The sequence below is a fragment of the Comamonas granuli NBRC 101663 genome (genome assembly GCF_000739995.1).
Lineage (GTDB): Bacteria > Pseudomonadota > Gammaproteobacteria > Burkholderiales > Burkholderiaceae_C > Simplicispira > Simplicispira granuli.
In genome coordinates, this window is the sequence record NZ_BBJX01000004.1 from 81949 (window position 1) to 95875 (window position 13927).

General features: G+C 68.5%; 12 protein-coding genes. 6 read left to right on the forward strand and 6 right to left on the reverse strand.

Going from position 1 to position 13927, the window contains the following annotated elements; translation table 11 throughout:
- Nucleotides 1-105 precede the first annotated feature (105 nt).
- The 5 genes from CGR01S_RS03770 to CGR01S_RS03790 all read left to right on the forward strand — a co-directional run bounded on the left by CGR01S_RS03770 (nt 106) and on the right by CGR01S_RS03790 (nt 4842).
- Nucleotides 106-876 carry an ABC transporter ATP-binding protein gene (locus CGR01S_RS03770; protein WP_042422555.1) on the forward strand — a complete coding sequence of 257 codons (771 nt, stop codon included), beginning with the start codon at nt 106-108 and terminating at the stop codon, nt 874-876.
- Between the two features lies 1 nt (nt 877).
- Entirely contained in the window at nt 878-1591 is a 714-nt protein-coding gene (locus tag CGR01S_RS03775) for an ABC transporter ATP-binding protein (protein WP_042422556.1), read from the forward strand.
- Nucleotides 1592-1644: 53 nt separating this feature from the next.
- Complete coding sequence (locus CGR01S_RS03780; RefSeq protein ID WP_042422558.1) at nt 1645-2847, forward strand: ABC transporter substrate-binding protein; 1203 nt, start codon at nt 1645-1647, stop codon at nt 2845-2847.
- A gap of 83 nt (nt 2848-2930) precedes the next feature.
- Nucleotides 2931-3815, forward strand: a complete 885-nt coding sequence (locus CGR01S_RS03785) for a branched-chain amino acid ABC transporter permease (protein WP_042422559.1) — start codon at nt 2931-2933, stop codon at nt 3813-3815.
- Between the two features lie 19 nt (nt 3816-3834).
- Nucleotides 3835-4842 carry a branched-chain amino acid ABC transporter permease gene (locus tag CGR01S_RS03790; protein ID WP_042423416.1) on the forward strand — a complete coding sequence of 336 codons (1008 nt, stop codon included), beginning with the start codon at nt 3835-3837 and terminating at the stop codon, nt 4840-4842.
- A gap of 186 nt (nt 4843-5028) precedes the next feature.
- Here CGR01S_RS03790 and CGR01S_RS03795 read toward each other — a convergent pair whose 3' ends face one another.
- Nucleotides 5029-6102 carry a PLP-dependent cysteine synthase family protein gene (locus tag CGR01S_RS03795; protein WP_156967497.1) on the reverse strand — a complete coding sequence of 358 codons (1074 nt, stop codon included), beginning with the start codon at nt 6100-6102 and terminating at the stop codon, nt 5029-5031.
- 121 nt (nt 6103-6223) lie between these two features.
- Between CGR01S_RS03795 and CGR01S_RS03800 the strand changes: the two genes are divergently transcribed.
- Nucleotides 6224-6652 carry an Hsp20/alpha crystallin family protein gene (locus CGR01S_RS03800; protein ID WP_042422564.1) on the forward strand — a complete coding sequence of 143 codons (429 nt, stop codon included), beginning with the start codon at nt 6224-6226 and terminating at the stop codon, nt 6650-6652.
- A 54-nt stretch (nt 6653-6706) separates the two neighbouring features.
- Here the strand turns inward: CGR01S_RS03800 and miaA are convergent, their stop codons facing one another.
- The 5 genes from miaA to mutL all read right to left on the reverse strand — a co-directional run bounded on the left by miaA (nt 6707) and on the right by mutL (nt 13854).
- Nucleotides 6707-7699, reverse strand: coding sequence for a tRNA (adenosine(37)-N6)-dimethylallyltransferase MiaA (miaA, locus tag CGR01S_RS03805; RefSeq protein WP_042422567.1), 993 nt, complete (start codon nt 7697-7699; stop codon nt 6707-6709).
- A gap of 32 nt (nt 7700-7731) precedes the next feature.
- Nucleotides 7732-8865 carry a PilT/PilU family type 4a pilus ATPase gene (locus tag CGR01S_RS03810; protein WP_042422569.1) on the reverse strand — a complete coding sequence of 378 codons (1134 nt, stop codon included), beginning with the start codon at nt 8863-8865 and terminating at the stop codon, nt 7732-7734.
- Between the two features lie 144 nt (nt 8866-9009).
- The gene (locus CGR01S_RS03815; RefSeq protein WP_042422571.1) at nt 9010-10251 is read right to left on the reverse strand and encodes a multidrug effflux MFS transporter; all 1242 of its coding nucleotides are present in this window, start codon (nt 10249-10251) and stop codon (nt 9010-9012) included.
- Nucleotides 10252-10343: 92 nt separating this feature from the next.
- Nucleotides 10344-11687, reverse strand: coding sequence for an NADP-specific glutamate dehydrogenase (gene gdhA, locus CGR01S_RS03820; RefSeq protein ID WP_042422573.1), 1344 nt, complete (start codon nt 11685-11687; stop codon nt 10344-10346).
- Between the two features lie 217 nt (nt 11688-11904).
- A complete protein-coding gene (mutL, locus tag CGR01S_RS03825; protein ID WP_245616750.1) occupies nt 11905-13854 on the reverse strand; it encodes a DNA mismatch repair endonuclease MutL in 1950 nt (649 codons plus the stop codon).
- Nucleotides 13855-13927: the final 73 nt, after the last annotated feature.

The following is a 13927-nucleotide window of genomic DNA, read 5'->3' on the forward strand; positions in this document are numbered from 1 at the left end:
GGTTTGCGGTACATCAACTTACGATGCGACGCAACATATTTGGCGGGATTGCTGAGCGTTTTGGCAGTCACCGCACCCCACTTTTAACGGAGCTGCCAGCGCGCCATGAGCGACGTCATCCTCGAAACCACCCACCTGACCAAAGAATTCAAAGGATTCACCGCGGTCAGCGACGTGAACCTGACCGTGCGCCGGGGCTCCATCCACGCACTGATCGGCCCCAATGGCGCCGGCAAGACGACTTGCTTCAACCTGCTGACCAAGTTCCTGGAGCCTACGTCGGGCACCATCCGCTTCAACGGTCAGGACATCACGCGTGAGCAGCCCGCGCAGATCGCGCGCCGCGGTGTGATCCGCTCGTTCCAGATCTCGGCCGTGTTCCCGCACCTCACGCTGCTGGAGAACGTGCGCCTGGGCCTGCAGCGCAAGCTGGGCACCTCGTTCCATTTCTGGCGCAGTGAAAAATCGCTCAACCAGTTGAACGAGCGCGCGCGCCAACTGCTGGCCGAAGTGGGCCTGCAGGACCTGGCGGACGAAGTCACCGTGAACCTGCCCTACGGCCGCAAACGCGCGCTGGAGATCGCCACCACCCTGGCCATGGAGCCCGAGCTGATGCTGCTCGACGAGCCCACGCAGGGCATGGGCCACGAAGACGTGGACCGCGTCACGCAGCTCATCAAGAAAGTGTCGGCGGGCCGCACCATCCTGATGGTGGAGCACAACATGAAGGTCATCTCGACCATTGCCGACCGCATCACCGTGCTGCAGCGTGGCGCCGTGCTCGCCGAAGGGCCCTACGAAGAAGTCTCGAACAACCCGCAAGTCATGGAAGCCTACATGGGAACGACCGACGGCCAACTGCAGGGAGCGCACTGAGATGGCCGCAACGCCTGCACTGGAAATCCGCAACCTCGAAGCCTGGTATGGCGAATCGCATGTGCTGCATGGCGTGGACATGGTCGTGCAGCCGGGCGAGGTCGTCACCCTGCTCGGGCGCAACGGCGCGGGCCGCACGTCCACGCTGCGCGCCATCATGGGCCTCACGGGTTCGCGCAAAGGCTCGGTGAAGATCAACGGCGTGGAGACCATCCACCTGCCCACGCACCGCATCGCCCACCTGGGCGTGGGCTATTGCCCCGAAGAGCGCGGCATCTTCTCCAGCCTGTCCTGCGAGGAGAACCTGCTGCTGCCGCCCGTGCTCAAGACGGGGCAGGCGGGCATGTCGGTGCAGGAGATCTACGCCATGTTCCCCAACCTGGCCGAGCGCAAGAACAGCCAGGGCACGCGCCTGTCGGGCGGTGAGCAGCAGATGCTGGCCGTGGCCCGCATCCTGCGCACGGGTGCCAACCTGCTGTTGCTCGACGAGATCTCCGAAGGCCTGGCACCCGTCATCGTGCAGGCGCTCGCCCGCATGATCACCATGCTGCGCCAGAAGGGCTACACGGTGGTGATGGTGGAGCAGAACTTCCGCTTCGCCGCGCCGCTGGCCGACCGCTTCTACGTGATGGAGCACGGGCGCATCGTGGAGCAATTCGGTGCCGCCGAGCTCGAGGCGAAGATGCCCGTGCTCAACCAGTTGCTGGGTGTCTGACCCCCGGCGTTTTTTTCATCGACGGATTTTCGACCCTCAACAAGGAGACAAACATGAGCCGTAAACTCAAAACCCTGGCAGCCGCATTGGGCGCCGCTGGCCTTTGCCTGGGCGCCGTGCAGGCGCAGGCGCAGGACAAGGTGAAGATCGGCTTCATCACCGACATGTCGAGCCTGTACGCCGACGTGGACGGCAAGAACGGCGCCATGGCCATCCAGATGGCTATCGATGACTTCGGCGGCAAGGTGCTGGGCAAGCCCATCGAGCTGGTCTCGGCCGACCACCAGAACAAGGCCGACATCGCTGCCAGCAAGGCGCGCGAGTGGATCGACACCCAGGGCCTGACCATGCTCTTTGGCGGCACGAACTCGGGTACCGCCCTGGCCATGGCCAAGATTGCCGACGAGAAGAAGCGCGTGTTCATGGTCAACGGTGCGGGCTCCTCGGCCCTGACCAACGACCAGTGCACGCCCTACACCGTGCACTATGCCTATGACACCGTGGCCCTGGCCAAGGGCACGGCCGGCGCCCTCGTCAAGCAGGGCAATAAGGACTGGTTCTTCCTGACGGCCGACTACGCCTTCGGTGCGGCGCTGGAGTCCGATGCGGCCCGGGTGGTCAAGGAAAACGGCGGGCGCGTGATCGGTTCGGTCAAGCACCCGCTCAATGCCACGGACTTCTCCTCCTTCCTGCTGCAGGCGCAGAACTCCAAGGCCCAGGTTCTGGGCCTGGCGAACGCGGGCGGTGACACCATCAACGCCATCAAGGCCGCCAAGGAATTCGGCATCAACAAGAGCATGAAGATGGTGGGCCTGCTCGTCTTCGTGACCGATGTGCACAGCCTGGGCCTGAAGAACACCGAAGGCCTGCAACTGACCACGAGCTGGGACTGGAACCTGAACGACAAGACGCGCGCGTTCGGCCACAAGTTCTTCGCCAAGGCCAAGCGCATGCCCACCGACATCCAGGCGGCCAACTACTCGGCCACCATGACCTACCTGAAGGCGGTGCAGGCCGCAGGCACCACCGATGCCGACAAGGTCATGGCCAAGCTCAAGTCCACGCCCGTGGACGACTTCTACGCCAAGGGCCAGATCCGCCAGGATGGCCGCTTCGTGCACGACATGTACCTGGTGCAGGTCAAGTCGCCCGCCGAGTCCAAGGAGCCGTGGGACTACTACAAGGTCGTCGCCAAGCTCCCTGGCGAGCAGGTCTATACCACCAAGGCCGAGAGCAAGTGCGCCCTCTGGAAGTGATGGCCCGCCCCCGCCCGGAGACCCCGGGCGGGGTGTGAGCCGCGGCTTCCCTGGATCCCTCCCTCCACCTACCCATTTTTGCAATGGAAATCTTCGGTGTCTCCCTGCCGGCCATGCTGAGCCAGCTCCTGCTGGGGCTGGTCAACGGCTCGTTCTACGCCATCCTCAGCCTGGGCCTGGCCGTGATCTTCGGCCTGCTCAACGTCATCAATTTTGCGCACGGCGCGCTGTTCATGCTGGGGGCCGTGCTCACCTGGATGGCCATGAGCTACTTCGGCATCAGCTACTGGGTGATGCTGGTGGCCGCGCCGCTGGTGGTGGGGGCGTTCGGCGTGCTCATCGAGCGCCTGCTGCTGCGCTGGATCTACAAGCTGGACCATCTCTACGGCCTGCTGCTCACGCTGGGCCTGACCCTGCTCATCGAGGGCATCTTCCGTTCCATCTACGGCGTCTCGGGCCTGGGCTACGACACGCCTGAGCTGCTGGAGGGCGCGACCAGCCTGGGCTTCATGATCATGCCCAACTACCGCGCCTGGGTGGTGGTGGCCTCCATCGTCGTGTGCATCGCCACCTGGTACGTGATCGAAAAGACCAAGCTCGGCGCCTACCTGCGCGCCGGCACCGAGAACCCGCGCCTGGTCGAGGCCTTCGGCGTCAACGTGCCCGTGATGATCACGCTCACCTACGCCTTCGGCGCCGCGCTCGCGGCCTTTGCCGGCGTGCTCGCCGCGCCCGTCTACCAGGTCACGCCGCTCATGGGCCAGAACCTCATCATCGTGGTGTTCGCCGTGGTGGTGATCGGCGGCATGGGCTCCATCATGGGCTCCATCCTCACCGGCCTGGGCCTGGGCGTGATCGAGGGGTTCACCAAGGTGTTCTACCCCGAGGCCTCGTCCACCGTGGTGTTCGTCATCATGGCCATCGTTCTTCTCATCCGCCCCGCCGGCTTGTTCGGCAAGGAAAAGTAAAGCCGCAGGGGTGACGCACATGAATTCCAAGAAAATCGCACCTTTGGGCTACGGCCTGCTGCTGCTGGGCCTGGTGGCCGCACCCTTCCTCGGCGCCTATCCGGTGTTCGTGATGAAGCTGCTGTGCTTCGCGCTGTTCGCCTCGGCCTTCAACCTGCTGCTGGGCTACACGGGCCTGCTGTCCTTCGGCCATGCGGCCTTCCTGGGCGGCGCGGCCTACGTCACGGGCCATGTGGTCAAGGTCTGGGGCGCCACGCCCGAGTTGGGCCTGCTCGCCGGCCTGCTCAGCGGTGCGCTGCTCGGGCTGGTGATGGGCTGGTTCACCATCCGCCGCCAGGGCATCTACGCCACCATGATCACGCTTGCGCTGGCGCAGATGCTGTTCTTCGCCGCGCTGCAGATGCCCTTCACGGGCGGCGAGGACGGGCTGCAGGGCGTGCCGCGCGGCAAGCTGTTCGGCCTGCTGGACCTCTCCAGCGACCTCACCATGTACTACGTCTGCCTGGTGGTGGTAGTGGTGGCCTTTCTGCTCATCGTGCGCACCATCCATTCGCCCTTCGGCCAGGTGCTCAAGGGCATCAAGGAGAACGAGCCGCGCGCCACCTCGCTGGGCTACGACACCAACCGCTTCAAGCTGCTGGCCTTCGTGATCTCGGCGGCCATCGCCGGGCTGGCCGGTGCGCTCAAGACCCTGGTGCTGGGCTTTGCCACGCTCTCGGACGTGCACTGGAGCGCCTCGGGCCATGTGGTGCTGATGACGCTGGTGGGCGGCATGGGCACGCTCAGCGGCCCGCTGGTGGGCGCGGCCGTGGTGGTGGCGCTGGAGAACAAGATCGGCGAGCTGGGCACCCTGCTGGCCCAGCTCACCACGGTGGACTGGTTCAACTCCCTGGGCGAGTCGGTCACCATCGTCACGGGCCTGATCTTCGTGGTCTGCGTGCTGGCCTTCCGCCGCGGCATCATGGGCGAGCTCATCGCCTGGATGGATCGCCGCCGCACGGGCGGCGGGGACGGCGGCGCGCATTGAGCGCGCGCCGCATGCCTGGCACCGGCGCCCCGGTGCTTTTATTTTGATAGCTGGCAGCGCTTGATTGAAGCCGGTTTCAAGTACAAAAATACTTGAAAACAACTAAAAACAAGCGCGAGAAGCTCCTGAAAATATAGCGCCCCAGCCCCACGGCTGGGGCGTCTTGTTTTTCCCTGCTGCCCGTGCTCAGGCCAGCAGGGCCGCCAGGCGCGCGTGCGCCGCGGTGCAGTCGCCCATGCAGCGCTGCACCCAGGCGTCGTCATGGTAGGTGGGCAGGTAGCGCTCGCCCGCGTCGCACAGCAGCGAGAGGATGGAGCCCTGCTGCCCCTGCGCGCGCATCTCCTGCGCCAGCCGCAGCATGGCGACGAAGTTGGTGCCCGTGGACGGGCCCACGCGCCGCCCCAGCAGAGCGGAGAGCGCGCGCATGGCGGCGATGGAGTCGTCGTCGGCCACTTCCTCCATGCGGTCCACCAGCGTGCGGATGAAGCTCGGCTCCACGCGTGGGCGGCCTATGCCCTCGATGCGCGAGCCCGGCGCGGTGAGCGCCGCGTCGCCCGTGCGGTGGTAGGCGGCGAACACCGAGCCCGCCGGGTCGGCCACGCAGACCTGCGTGGCGTGGCGCTGGTAGCGCACGTAGCGGCCGATGGTGGCGCTGGTGCCGCCCGTGCCCGCGCCCACCACGATCCAGCGCGGCACCGGGTGGCGCTCGCGCTGCATCTGCGTGAACATGCTCTCGGCGATATTGTTGTTGCCGCGCCAGTCGGTGGCGCGCTCGGCGTAGGTGAACTGGTCCATGTAGTGCCCGCCGGTCTCCACCGCGATGGCGCGCGCCGCGTCGTACACCGCGCCCGCGCTGTCCACGAAATGGCAGCGCCCGCCATGGAACTCGATCTGCGCCACCTTCTCGGGCGAGGTGCTGCGCGGCATCACCGCCACGAATGGCAGGCCCAGCAGACGCGCGAAGTAGGCCTCGCTCACGGCGGTGGAGCCGCTCGATGCCTCGACGATGGTGGAGCCCTCGCGCACCCAGCCGTTGCACAGCGCGTACAGGAACAGCGAGCGCGCCAGCCGGTGCTTGAGGCTGCCCGTGGGGTGGGTGGACTCGTCCTTGAGGTACAGGTCGATGCCGGCGCGGGCGAAGGCGGGCAGCGGCAGCGGGATCAGGTGCGTGTCGGCGCTGCGCTGGTAGTCGGCCTCGATGCGGGCGATGGCCTCGTGCAGCCAGGCGCCGCTGGATACGGCAGGGGGGGCGGTGTGCATGGCCTGCATTGTCGTGCAGGGCCGGGGGCTCTTGAAGTTTGCGGTGGCGGGCGCATACTAAAAAACGGGCTTGGCGCTGCCCGGCCCCGTGTTCCACCCCCCCACTTCAAGGAGCTTGATCATGAACTCTCTGGTGTCCCGCGCAAGCCTGTTCGACGATTTCTTCAAGGACTTCGCCCCCGGCTTTTATGTGCGCCCCCTGCATGGCGACAACCTGCCCGCGCCCTCGCAGATCAAGGTGGATGTCAAGGAAACCGACGGTGGCTACACCGTGCAGGCCGAAGTGCCCGGCGTGCCCAAGGAGGATATCCACGTGTCCATCGAAGGCAATGTGGTGAGCCTGCGCGCCGAAGTGCGCCAGATGGACCAGAAGACCGAGGGCGAAAAGGTGCTGCGCTCCGAGCGCTACTACGGCTCGGTGGCGCGGAGCTTTCAGCTCCCCGCCGAGATCGACGCTGCCCAGGCCAAGGCCCGCTATGACAACGGCGTGCTGACCCTCACCCTGCCCAAGAAGACGGGCAACAGCTCCCAGCGGCTGAGCATCGAGTGAACCGGGTGGGGGCGGTACCCCGGTGCCTGCGCCGCAGCCCGGCGCGGGCGTGTGTCAGGGCTGCTGCAGGCGTTGCAGTACGGCCTGTACCAGGTCGGCCACGGCCGTGGGCCGGTCGCAGGCGATGGCCTGGCGCGCGGGCATGCTGCGCAGCCAGGTGATCTGGCGCTTGGCCAACTGCCGCGTGGCGGCGATGCCGCGCTCGCGCAGGCGCTGCAGGTCCAGCGGCGCACCGGCCGGGCCGTGCGCCTGCAGCTCGAGTTCCTCCCAGGCCTGGCGGTAGCCCACGCAGCGCATCGAGGGCAGGTCCGGGTGCAGGTCGCCGCGCGCACGCAGGGCGCGCACCTCGTCCACGAAACCGGCCGCCAGCATGGCGTCAAAGCGCTGGGCAATGCGTTCATGCAGCCAGGCGCGGTCTTCCGGTTCCAAAGAAAAAAGGTCTGCAGCGCGCAAGGGGCCTGCGCTGTCAGCTCCTGATTTGATAGTGTGAAAACTCGACAGCGGGCGCCCGGAGACGTGCCACACCTCCAGCGCGCGCTGGATGCGCTGGCTGTCCGCGGGCGCCAGGCGCGCGGCGGTCTGCGGGTCCACGCGCGCCAGCTCGGCGTGCATGCCGGCCCAGCCGATGGCGGCGGCCTGCGCATCGAGCCGCGCGCGCACCGCGGGGTCGGCGGCGGGCATGTCGTCGATGCCGTGCAGCAGCGCCTTGAAGTACAGCATGGTGCCGCCCACCAGCAGCGGCAGCGCACCGCGCGCGCGGATCTCGGCGATCAGCCGCGTGGCGTCCTGCACGAACTCGGCGGCGCTGTAGGCCTGCAGCGGGTCGCGGATGTCGATCAGGTGGTGCGGCACGCAGGCGCGCTCCTGCGCCGTGGGCTTGGCCGTGCCTATGTCCATGCCGCGGTACACCAGGGCCGAATCGACGCTGATGATCTCCACCGGCACCTGCCGCCCGATGACGGCGGCCAGCGCCAGCGCGCCGGCCGTCTTGCCCGAGGCCGTGGGGCCGGCCAGGGCGATGGCGGGGAGCGGGGCAGGGCGGCTCATGGGGGCGGTGCGTGCCGGGGCCGGGCGGCCGCTCAGGCCAGGCGCGAGGCGGCCTGGGCCGCGTGCGAGGTGTCTATGGACAGATTGCCGGTGTCGCCGGGCGACACGCCCGCGGACAGGCGGATGCGCAGCGACAGGTCGGTGCGCGAGTCGGCATTGTGCAAGGCCTCCTCCAGCGAGACGCGGCCCTCGGTGTAGAGCGTGTAGAGCGCCTGGTCAAAGGTGCACATGCCGATCTCGGTGCTGTGGCTCATGGCCTCCTTGATGGTGGAGAACTCGCCCTTGGCGATCAGGTCGGCAATGTAGGGCGAGTTGAGCATGACTTCCACCGCGGGCACCAGCTTCTGGTGCAGCCCGGGAACCAACCGCTGCGAGACCACGCCGGCGAGGTTGAGGCTCAGGTCGATGAGCAGTTGGTGGTGCGCCTCCTGCGGGAAGAAGTTGATCACGCGCTCCATGGCCTGGTTGGCGTTGTTCGCGTGCAGCGTGGACAGGCACAGGTGGCCCGTTTCGGCGTAGGCGATGGCCTGCTTCATGGTGTTGCGGTCGCGGATCTCGCCGATCATGATCACGTCGGGCGCCTCGCGCAAGGCGTTCTTCAGGGCTTCCTCGTAGGAGAGCGTGTCGATGCCGACCTCGCGCTGGTCCACGACGGACTTCTTGTGCGCGTGCAGGAACTCCAGCGGGTCCTCTATGGTGAGGATGTGGCCCGTGGCATTCTCGTTGCGGTAGTTGATCATGGAGGCCAGCGTGGTGGACTTGCCCGAGCCCGTGGCGCCGGTGACCAGCACCAGGCCGCGCTTGCGCATGACGAGCCGCTCCAGAATGGGCGGCAGCCCCAGGGCCGCCAGGGGCGGGATCTTGTTCTTGATGTAGCGGATGACCATGCCCGTCTCGCCGCGCTGCACGAAGACGTTGACGCGAAAACGCCCCAGGTGCTCGGCCGAGATCGACAGGTTCATCTCCATGCGGGCCTCGAACTCGGCGATCTGCTTCTCGTTCATCACCGCATACGCCAGTTGCTTGACCTGCCCGGGGCGCAAGGGCGGCATGGTCAGCGGGTGGGTGACGCCCTCGATCTTGAGGTTCACCGGCGCGCCTACGCTGAAAAACAGATCAGAACCGCCCTTTTCCACCAGCACATTCAAAAAGCTGAAGATTTCCATGCCATGTTTCCATCAGTAACTCGGTGTTGCGGCGCGAAGCATACGTGAATGCCGCATGGTGGAATCGATTCCGGGGTCAAATGCCCCAGGGGCCGATCGGAAACCCGCCCCGGCCGGGCCAGGGCGCCAGCGCGCCCGCCCGCCTCAGCCGTGCTCGCGCGGATCGCCGAAGCGCTGCACCAGCGTCCAGGCGATGGCCGCCAGCAGCAGCGACCAGAACCACACGCCATGCACCAGCGGCCAGATGCTGCCGTCGAGGTGCGCGCCCACCCAGCGGCCGATGGCAAAGGCCGCCAGCATCATCATGAAGCCGTTGAGCGCCGAGGCCACGCCTGCCGCCTGCGGAAACGGCCCCACGGCGCCCGTCTGCCCGCAGGGCTGGTGGATGCCGTGCGCCAGCATGAACAGGTAGAACGGCGCCAGCAGCGCCACGGGCCGGTGCCAGCCCCCCCAGGCCACCAGCGCCATGAGCGTGCCGCCGCCCAGGCTCAGCAGCCCGGCCAGCGCCACGGTGCGCCGCAGCCCCCAGCGCGCCAGCAGCGCGCGGCAGACGAAGGTGCCCGCGAAATACGCCAGCGCGGTGGACAGCAGCACCGTGCCGTACTGCGTGCGGCTCAGGTCCAGCACCTCGATGAACACGAAGGAGGAGGCCGCCAGAAAGGTGAACAGCCCGCCGTAGGCCGCCGTGGTCAGCAGCGAGAAGGCCCAGAACGTGGGGTGGCGCAGCACCATGGCCCAGGTGCGCAGCAGCATGGCCGGCTGCAGCGCCTGGGGGTTGGGCCGTGCCAGGGTCTCGGGCATGCGCAGGGCCACCAGGGCCAGCGTGGCCACGGCGTAGGCCGTGAGCGCCAGCAGCGCCGCGCGCCAGCCCAGCCACACCGTCAGCAGCCCGCCCAGCGGCGCGCACAGGCAGGCCACCAGGCCCAGGCCGGTGAGCGCCTTGGACATGGCGCGCGCACCGGCCAGGGGGGTGTAGAGGTCGCGCACGATGGCGCGCGCGCACATCACCACCGCGCCCATGGCCGCGCCCTGCGCGGTGCGCCAGGCGATCAGCCAGTCCATGGACGGCGCCAGCGCGCTGCCCACCGAGGCGATGCTGTACAGCCCCAGCCCGGCGAGCAGCACCGGGCGGCGGCCCCAGCGGTCGGCCAGCGGCCCCCACAGGAGCTGCGAGCTGCCGAAGGCCAGCAGCAGGGCGCTGAGCGTGAGCTGCCCGGCCGCCACGGGGGCCCGGAGGTCGCGCGTGAGCGCCGGCAGCGCGGGGAGGTAGAGGTCGGTGGTGACGGGCTGGATGGACAGCAGCAGCGCCAGCACCACGATGGCCAGGCCCGGGGGCACGGCAGCGGGCGTGGCCGTGCGGGCGGCCGCGTCAAGAGGCAGGGACATAGGCGGGCGAGCGTAGCAGATGCCCGCCGCCGGCCCGGCGCAGCAAAAAGGGGCCCGCAGGCCCCTGGAGGTAGAGCGCCGGTGCGCCAGGCTCAGATCAGGCCCTGGGCCAGCATGGCGTCGGCCACCTTGGCAAAGCCGGCCACGTTGGCGCCGGTGATGTAGCTGGTCGTGCCGTCGGTGAGCTTGCCGTGCTCCAGGCAGGCGGTGTGGATGCCGCGCATGATGCCGTACAGCTTGGCGTCCACCTCCTCGCGCGTCCAGGACAGGCGCATGGCGTTCTGGCTCATCTCCAGGCCCGAGGTGGCCACGCCGCCGGCGTTGCTGGCCTTGCCCGGGGCGTAGAGCACGCCGGCCGCCTCGAAGGCCTTGGCCGCCTCGATGGTCGAGGGCATGTTGGCGCCTTCGGCCACGCATTGCACGCCGTTGCGGATGAGGACGCGGGCGTCCTCTTCGTCCAGCTCGTTCTGCGTGGCGCAGGGCAGGGCCACGTCCACCGGCACATGCCAGGGGCGCTTGCCCGCCTCGAAGCGCACGCCCGTGCGGGCGGCGTAGTCGCTCACGCGGCCGTAGTGGTGGTTCTTCACGTCCATGAGGATGGCGAGCTTCTCGGGGGTGAAGCCGTCCTCGTCGATGATGGTGCCGCTGGAGTCGGAGACGGTGATGACCTTGGCGCCCAGTTGCATGGCCTTCTCGACCGAGTACTGCGCCACGTTGCCCGAGCCCGAGACCGAGACGCGCAGGCCGTCGAAGGACTTGCCGCGGGTCTTGAGCATTTCCTCGGCGAAGTACACCGTGCCGTAGCCTGTGGCCTCGGGGCGGATCAGCGAGCCGCCGAAGGACAGGCCCTTGCCCGTGAACACGCAGTCGGCGCGGTTGCTGAGCTTCTTGACCATGCCGGCGATGTAGCCCACCTCGCGGCCGCCCACGCCGATGTCGCCCGCAGGCACGTCGGTGTCGGCGCCCACATGGCGGAACAGCTCGGTGGCGAAGGCCTGGCAGAAGCGCATGATTTCCGCCGGGCTCTTGCCCTTGGGATCGAAGTCGGAGCCGCCCTTGCCGCCGCCCATGGGCAGCGTGGTCAGCGCGTTCTTGAAGGTCTGCTCGAACGCGAGGAACTTGAGCACCGAGAGGTTCACCGAGGGGTGAAAGCGCAGGCCGCCCTTGTACGGGCCGATGGCCATGCTGTGCTGGATGCGGTAGCCGCGGTTGACGTGCACGGTGCCGTGGTCGTCCTGCCAGCACACGCGGAACATGATGATGCGCTCGGGCTCGACCAGGCGCTCAAGCAGGCCCTGGTCGGCGTAGCGCGGGTGTTTCTCGATGAAGGGCCACAGGCTTTCCATGACTTCCGTGACGGCCTGCAGGAACTCAGGCTGACCGGGGTTGCGTTGTGCTACCTGCTCCAGGAAGCTTCCTACGGACTCGTACTTCATATGCAAGGGACCTTCATCATTAAGAAAGCGGGCAATGCGGCACCGCAGCAACGAATTATGCCAAAAGTTTATGGCGTCATGCACCAAAAATGTATGGTGCCATGCATCTAACTCATGCGATCGGTTGCAAAGTGGTGCATGGGTGCCCCATCGGGGTGCGGCAGCGCGGGCGCGCACGAGGCGCGCCCAGGCTTGGTGCAAGGGGGCGGCGGGGCGTTCAGCGCCCGCGCAGGAACAGCGCGTCCAGCTCTTTCATGCCGAGCTGGCGCCAGGTGGGGCGGCCGTGGTTGCACTGGTCCGAGCGCTCGGTCACTTCCATCTGGCGCAAGAGGGCGTTCATCTCGTCCAGGGTGAGCTTGCGGTGCGCGCGCACCGCGCCGTGGCAGGCCATGGTGGCCAGGATCTCGTTCTTGGCGCGCTGCACCACGGTGCTGGCGTCGTGCGCGGCCAGGTCGGCGAGCACACTGCGCGCCAGCTCCACGGCGTCGCCCTGGGCCAGCGGCGCGGGCACGGCGCGCACGGCCAGGGTGCGCGGCGAGAAGGGCGCAACCTCCAAGCCCAGTTGCTGCAGGGTGTCGGCCTGCACCTCGGCCGTGGCCACCTCTTCGGGCGTGGCGGCAAAGGTGGCCGGGATCAGCAGCGGCTGGCTGGCAATGCGCGCGCTGGCGTCCATCTGCGCCTTGAGCCGCTCGTAGACGATGCGCTCGTGCGCGGCGTGCATGTCCACCAGCACCAGGCCCTGGGCGTTCTCGGCCAGGATGTACACGCCGTGCAGCTGCGCCAGCGCCCGGCCCAGGGGCCAGACGGGCGCGGCTGCCGCGCCGCCGGCCTGCGCCGCCGCGGGCCCGGTGGCGGCTGGCAGTGCGGCCGTGCTGCCGGGCAGGGGCCAGGCTGGCGGAGCGGCGGCGGCCGCGGGGGCACCGGCCGTCCAGGCGGGTGGGGCTTCGGCCGCGGCGGGCGCGGCTGCGGCGTTGCCGCCGGAGCCCCACAGGGCGCCGAGGTCACTCACGCGGTGGCCCGGCCGCTCTTCAAATTTCATAGCTGCCTGCGCTTGCCAGGCGGGCGCTACAGGCCTTTTTTGCTCTGATTTTTCCGCCGGCGCTGCGTCTGCCTGCGCCGCCAGCGCCTGGGCGCGCGGCGCGGCCAGCGCGCGCTCCACGGCGTGGCGCACGGCCTGGTGCACTTCGCGGCTGTCGCGAAAGCGCACCTCGATCTTCGTGGGGTGCACGTTCACGTCCACGCGCGCCGGGTCGATCTCGAGGTAGAGCGCATACACCGGCTGGCGCTGGCCGTGCAGCACATCCTCGTAGGCGCTGCGCGCGGCGTGCTGGATGACCTTGTCGCGCACGAAGCGGCCGTTGACGTAGCCGTACTGCTGGTCGGGCCGCGAGCGCGCGGCATCGGGCAGGCCGGCACGGCCGGTGATGGTCACCGGCCCCTCGGTGTGGACGATGGGCACGGACTGGGCGACGAAGTCCTCGCCCAGCACATCGGCCAGGCGGCGCGCCAGGGCGTCTTGCACATCGCCCTGGCCGTGTGTGAGCGTGGCGCGCCATTGCTCGACGAGCTTGCCCTCGTGCCAGATGGCAAAGCCCACGTCGGGCCGGGCCAGCGCGTGGCGGCGCACGGCCTCCACGCAGTGGGCCAGCTCGGTCGCGTCCTGCTTGAGGAATTTGCGCCGCGCCGGGGTGCTGAAGAACAGCTCCTTGACCTCCACCGTCGTGCCCTGGCCGCGCGCCACGGGGCGCAGCTCGCCGCTGCGCGCGTCGAGCAGGCTGGCATGGGCCTGCTCCGCCGGGCGCGAGAGCAGGGCCAGCTCCGACACCGAGGCGATGGCCGCCAGCGCCTCGCCGCGAAAGCCCATGGTGGCCACGGTCTCCAGGTCGTGCAGGCTGGCGATCTTGCTCGTGGCGTGGCGGCGCAGGGCCACGGCCAGCTCGCCTTGCGGGATGCCGCAGCCGTCGTCCTCCACGGCGATCAGGCGCACGCCGCCCGCCAGCAGGCGCACGGTGATCTGGGTGGCGCCCGCGTCCAGGGCGTTGTCCACCAGCTCGCGCACCACCGAGGCCGGGCGCTCGACCACTTCGCCCGCGGCGATCTGGCTGACGAGCTCGTCGGGCAGGTCGCGGATGGGGCGGCGCTGGGGCGGGGTGCTGGTCGTGTTCACCCGGCGGATTCTAGGGCGGCCGGCCTGGCCGCCCGGGGCGGGTGGGGATAATGCGCGCCATCGTTGCAAAGCC

Bases quoted from the DNA above. Each gene is read 5' to 3' on its own strand.
- CGR01S_RS03770 (WP_042422555.1), top strand. From the start codon at position 106: ATGAGCGACGTCATCCTCGAAACCACCCACCTGACCAAAGAATTCAAA.
- CGR01S_RS03785 (WP_042422559.1), top strand. From the start codon at position 2,931: ATGGAAATCTTCGGTGTCTCCCTGCCGGCCATGCTGAGCCAGCTCCTG.
- CGR01S_RS03790 (WP_042423416.1), top strand. From the start codon at position 3,835: ATGAATTCCAAGAAAATCGCACCTTTGGGCTACGGCCTGCTGCTGCTG.
- CGR01S_RS03810 (WP_042422569.1), bottom strand. From the start codon at position 8,865: ATGGAAATCTTCAGCTTTTTGAATGTGCTGGTGGAAAAGGGCGGTTCT.
- CGR01S_RS03780 (WP_042422558.1), top strand. From the start codon at position 1,645: ATGAGCCGTAAACTCAAAACCCTGGCAGCCGCATTGGGCGCCGCTGGC.
- CGR01S_RS03795 (WP_156967497.1), bottom strand. From the start codon at position 6,102: ATGCACACCGCCCCCCCTGCCGTATCCAGCGGCGCCTGGCTGCACGAG.
- miaA (WP_042422567.1), bottom strand. From the start codon at position 7,699: ATGAGCCGCCCTGCCCCGCTCCCCGCCATCGCCCTGGCCGGCCCCACG.
- gdhA (WP_042422573.1), bottom strand. From the start codon at position 11,687: ATGAAGTACGAGTCCGTAGGAAGCTTCCTGGAGCAGGTAGCACAACGC.
- CGR01S_RS03775 (WP_042422556.1), top strand. From the start codon at position 878: ATGGCCGCAACGCCTGCACTGGAAATCCGCAACCTCGAAGCCTGGTAT.
- CGR01S_RS03815 (WP_042422571.1), bottom strand. From the start codon at position 10,251: ATGTCCCTGCCTCTTGACGCGGCCGCCCGCACGGCCACGCCCGCTGCC.
- CGR01S_RS03800 (WP_042422564.1), top strand. From the start codon at position 6,224: ATGAACTCTCTGGTGTCCCGCGCAAGCCTGTTCGACGATTTCTTCAAG.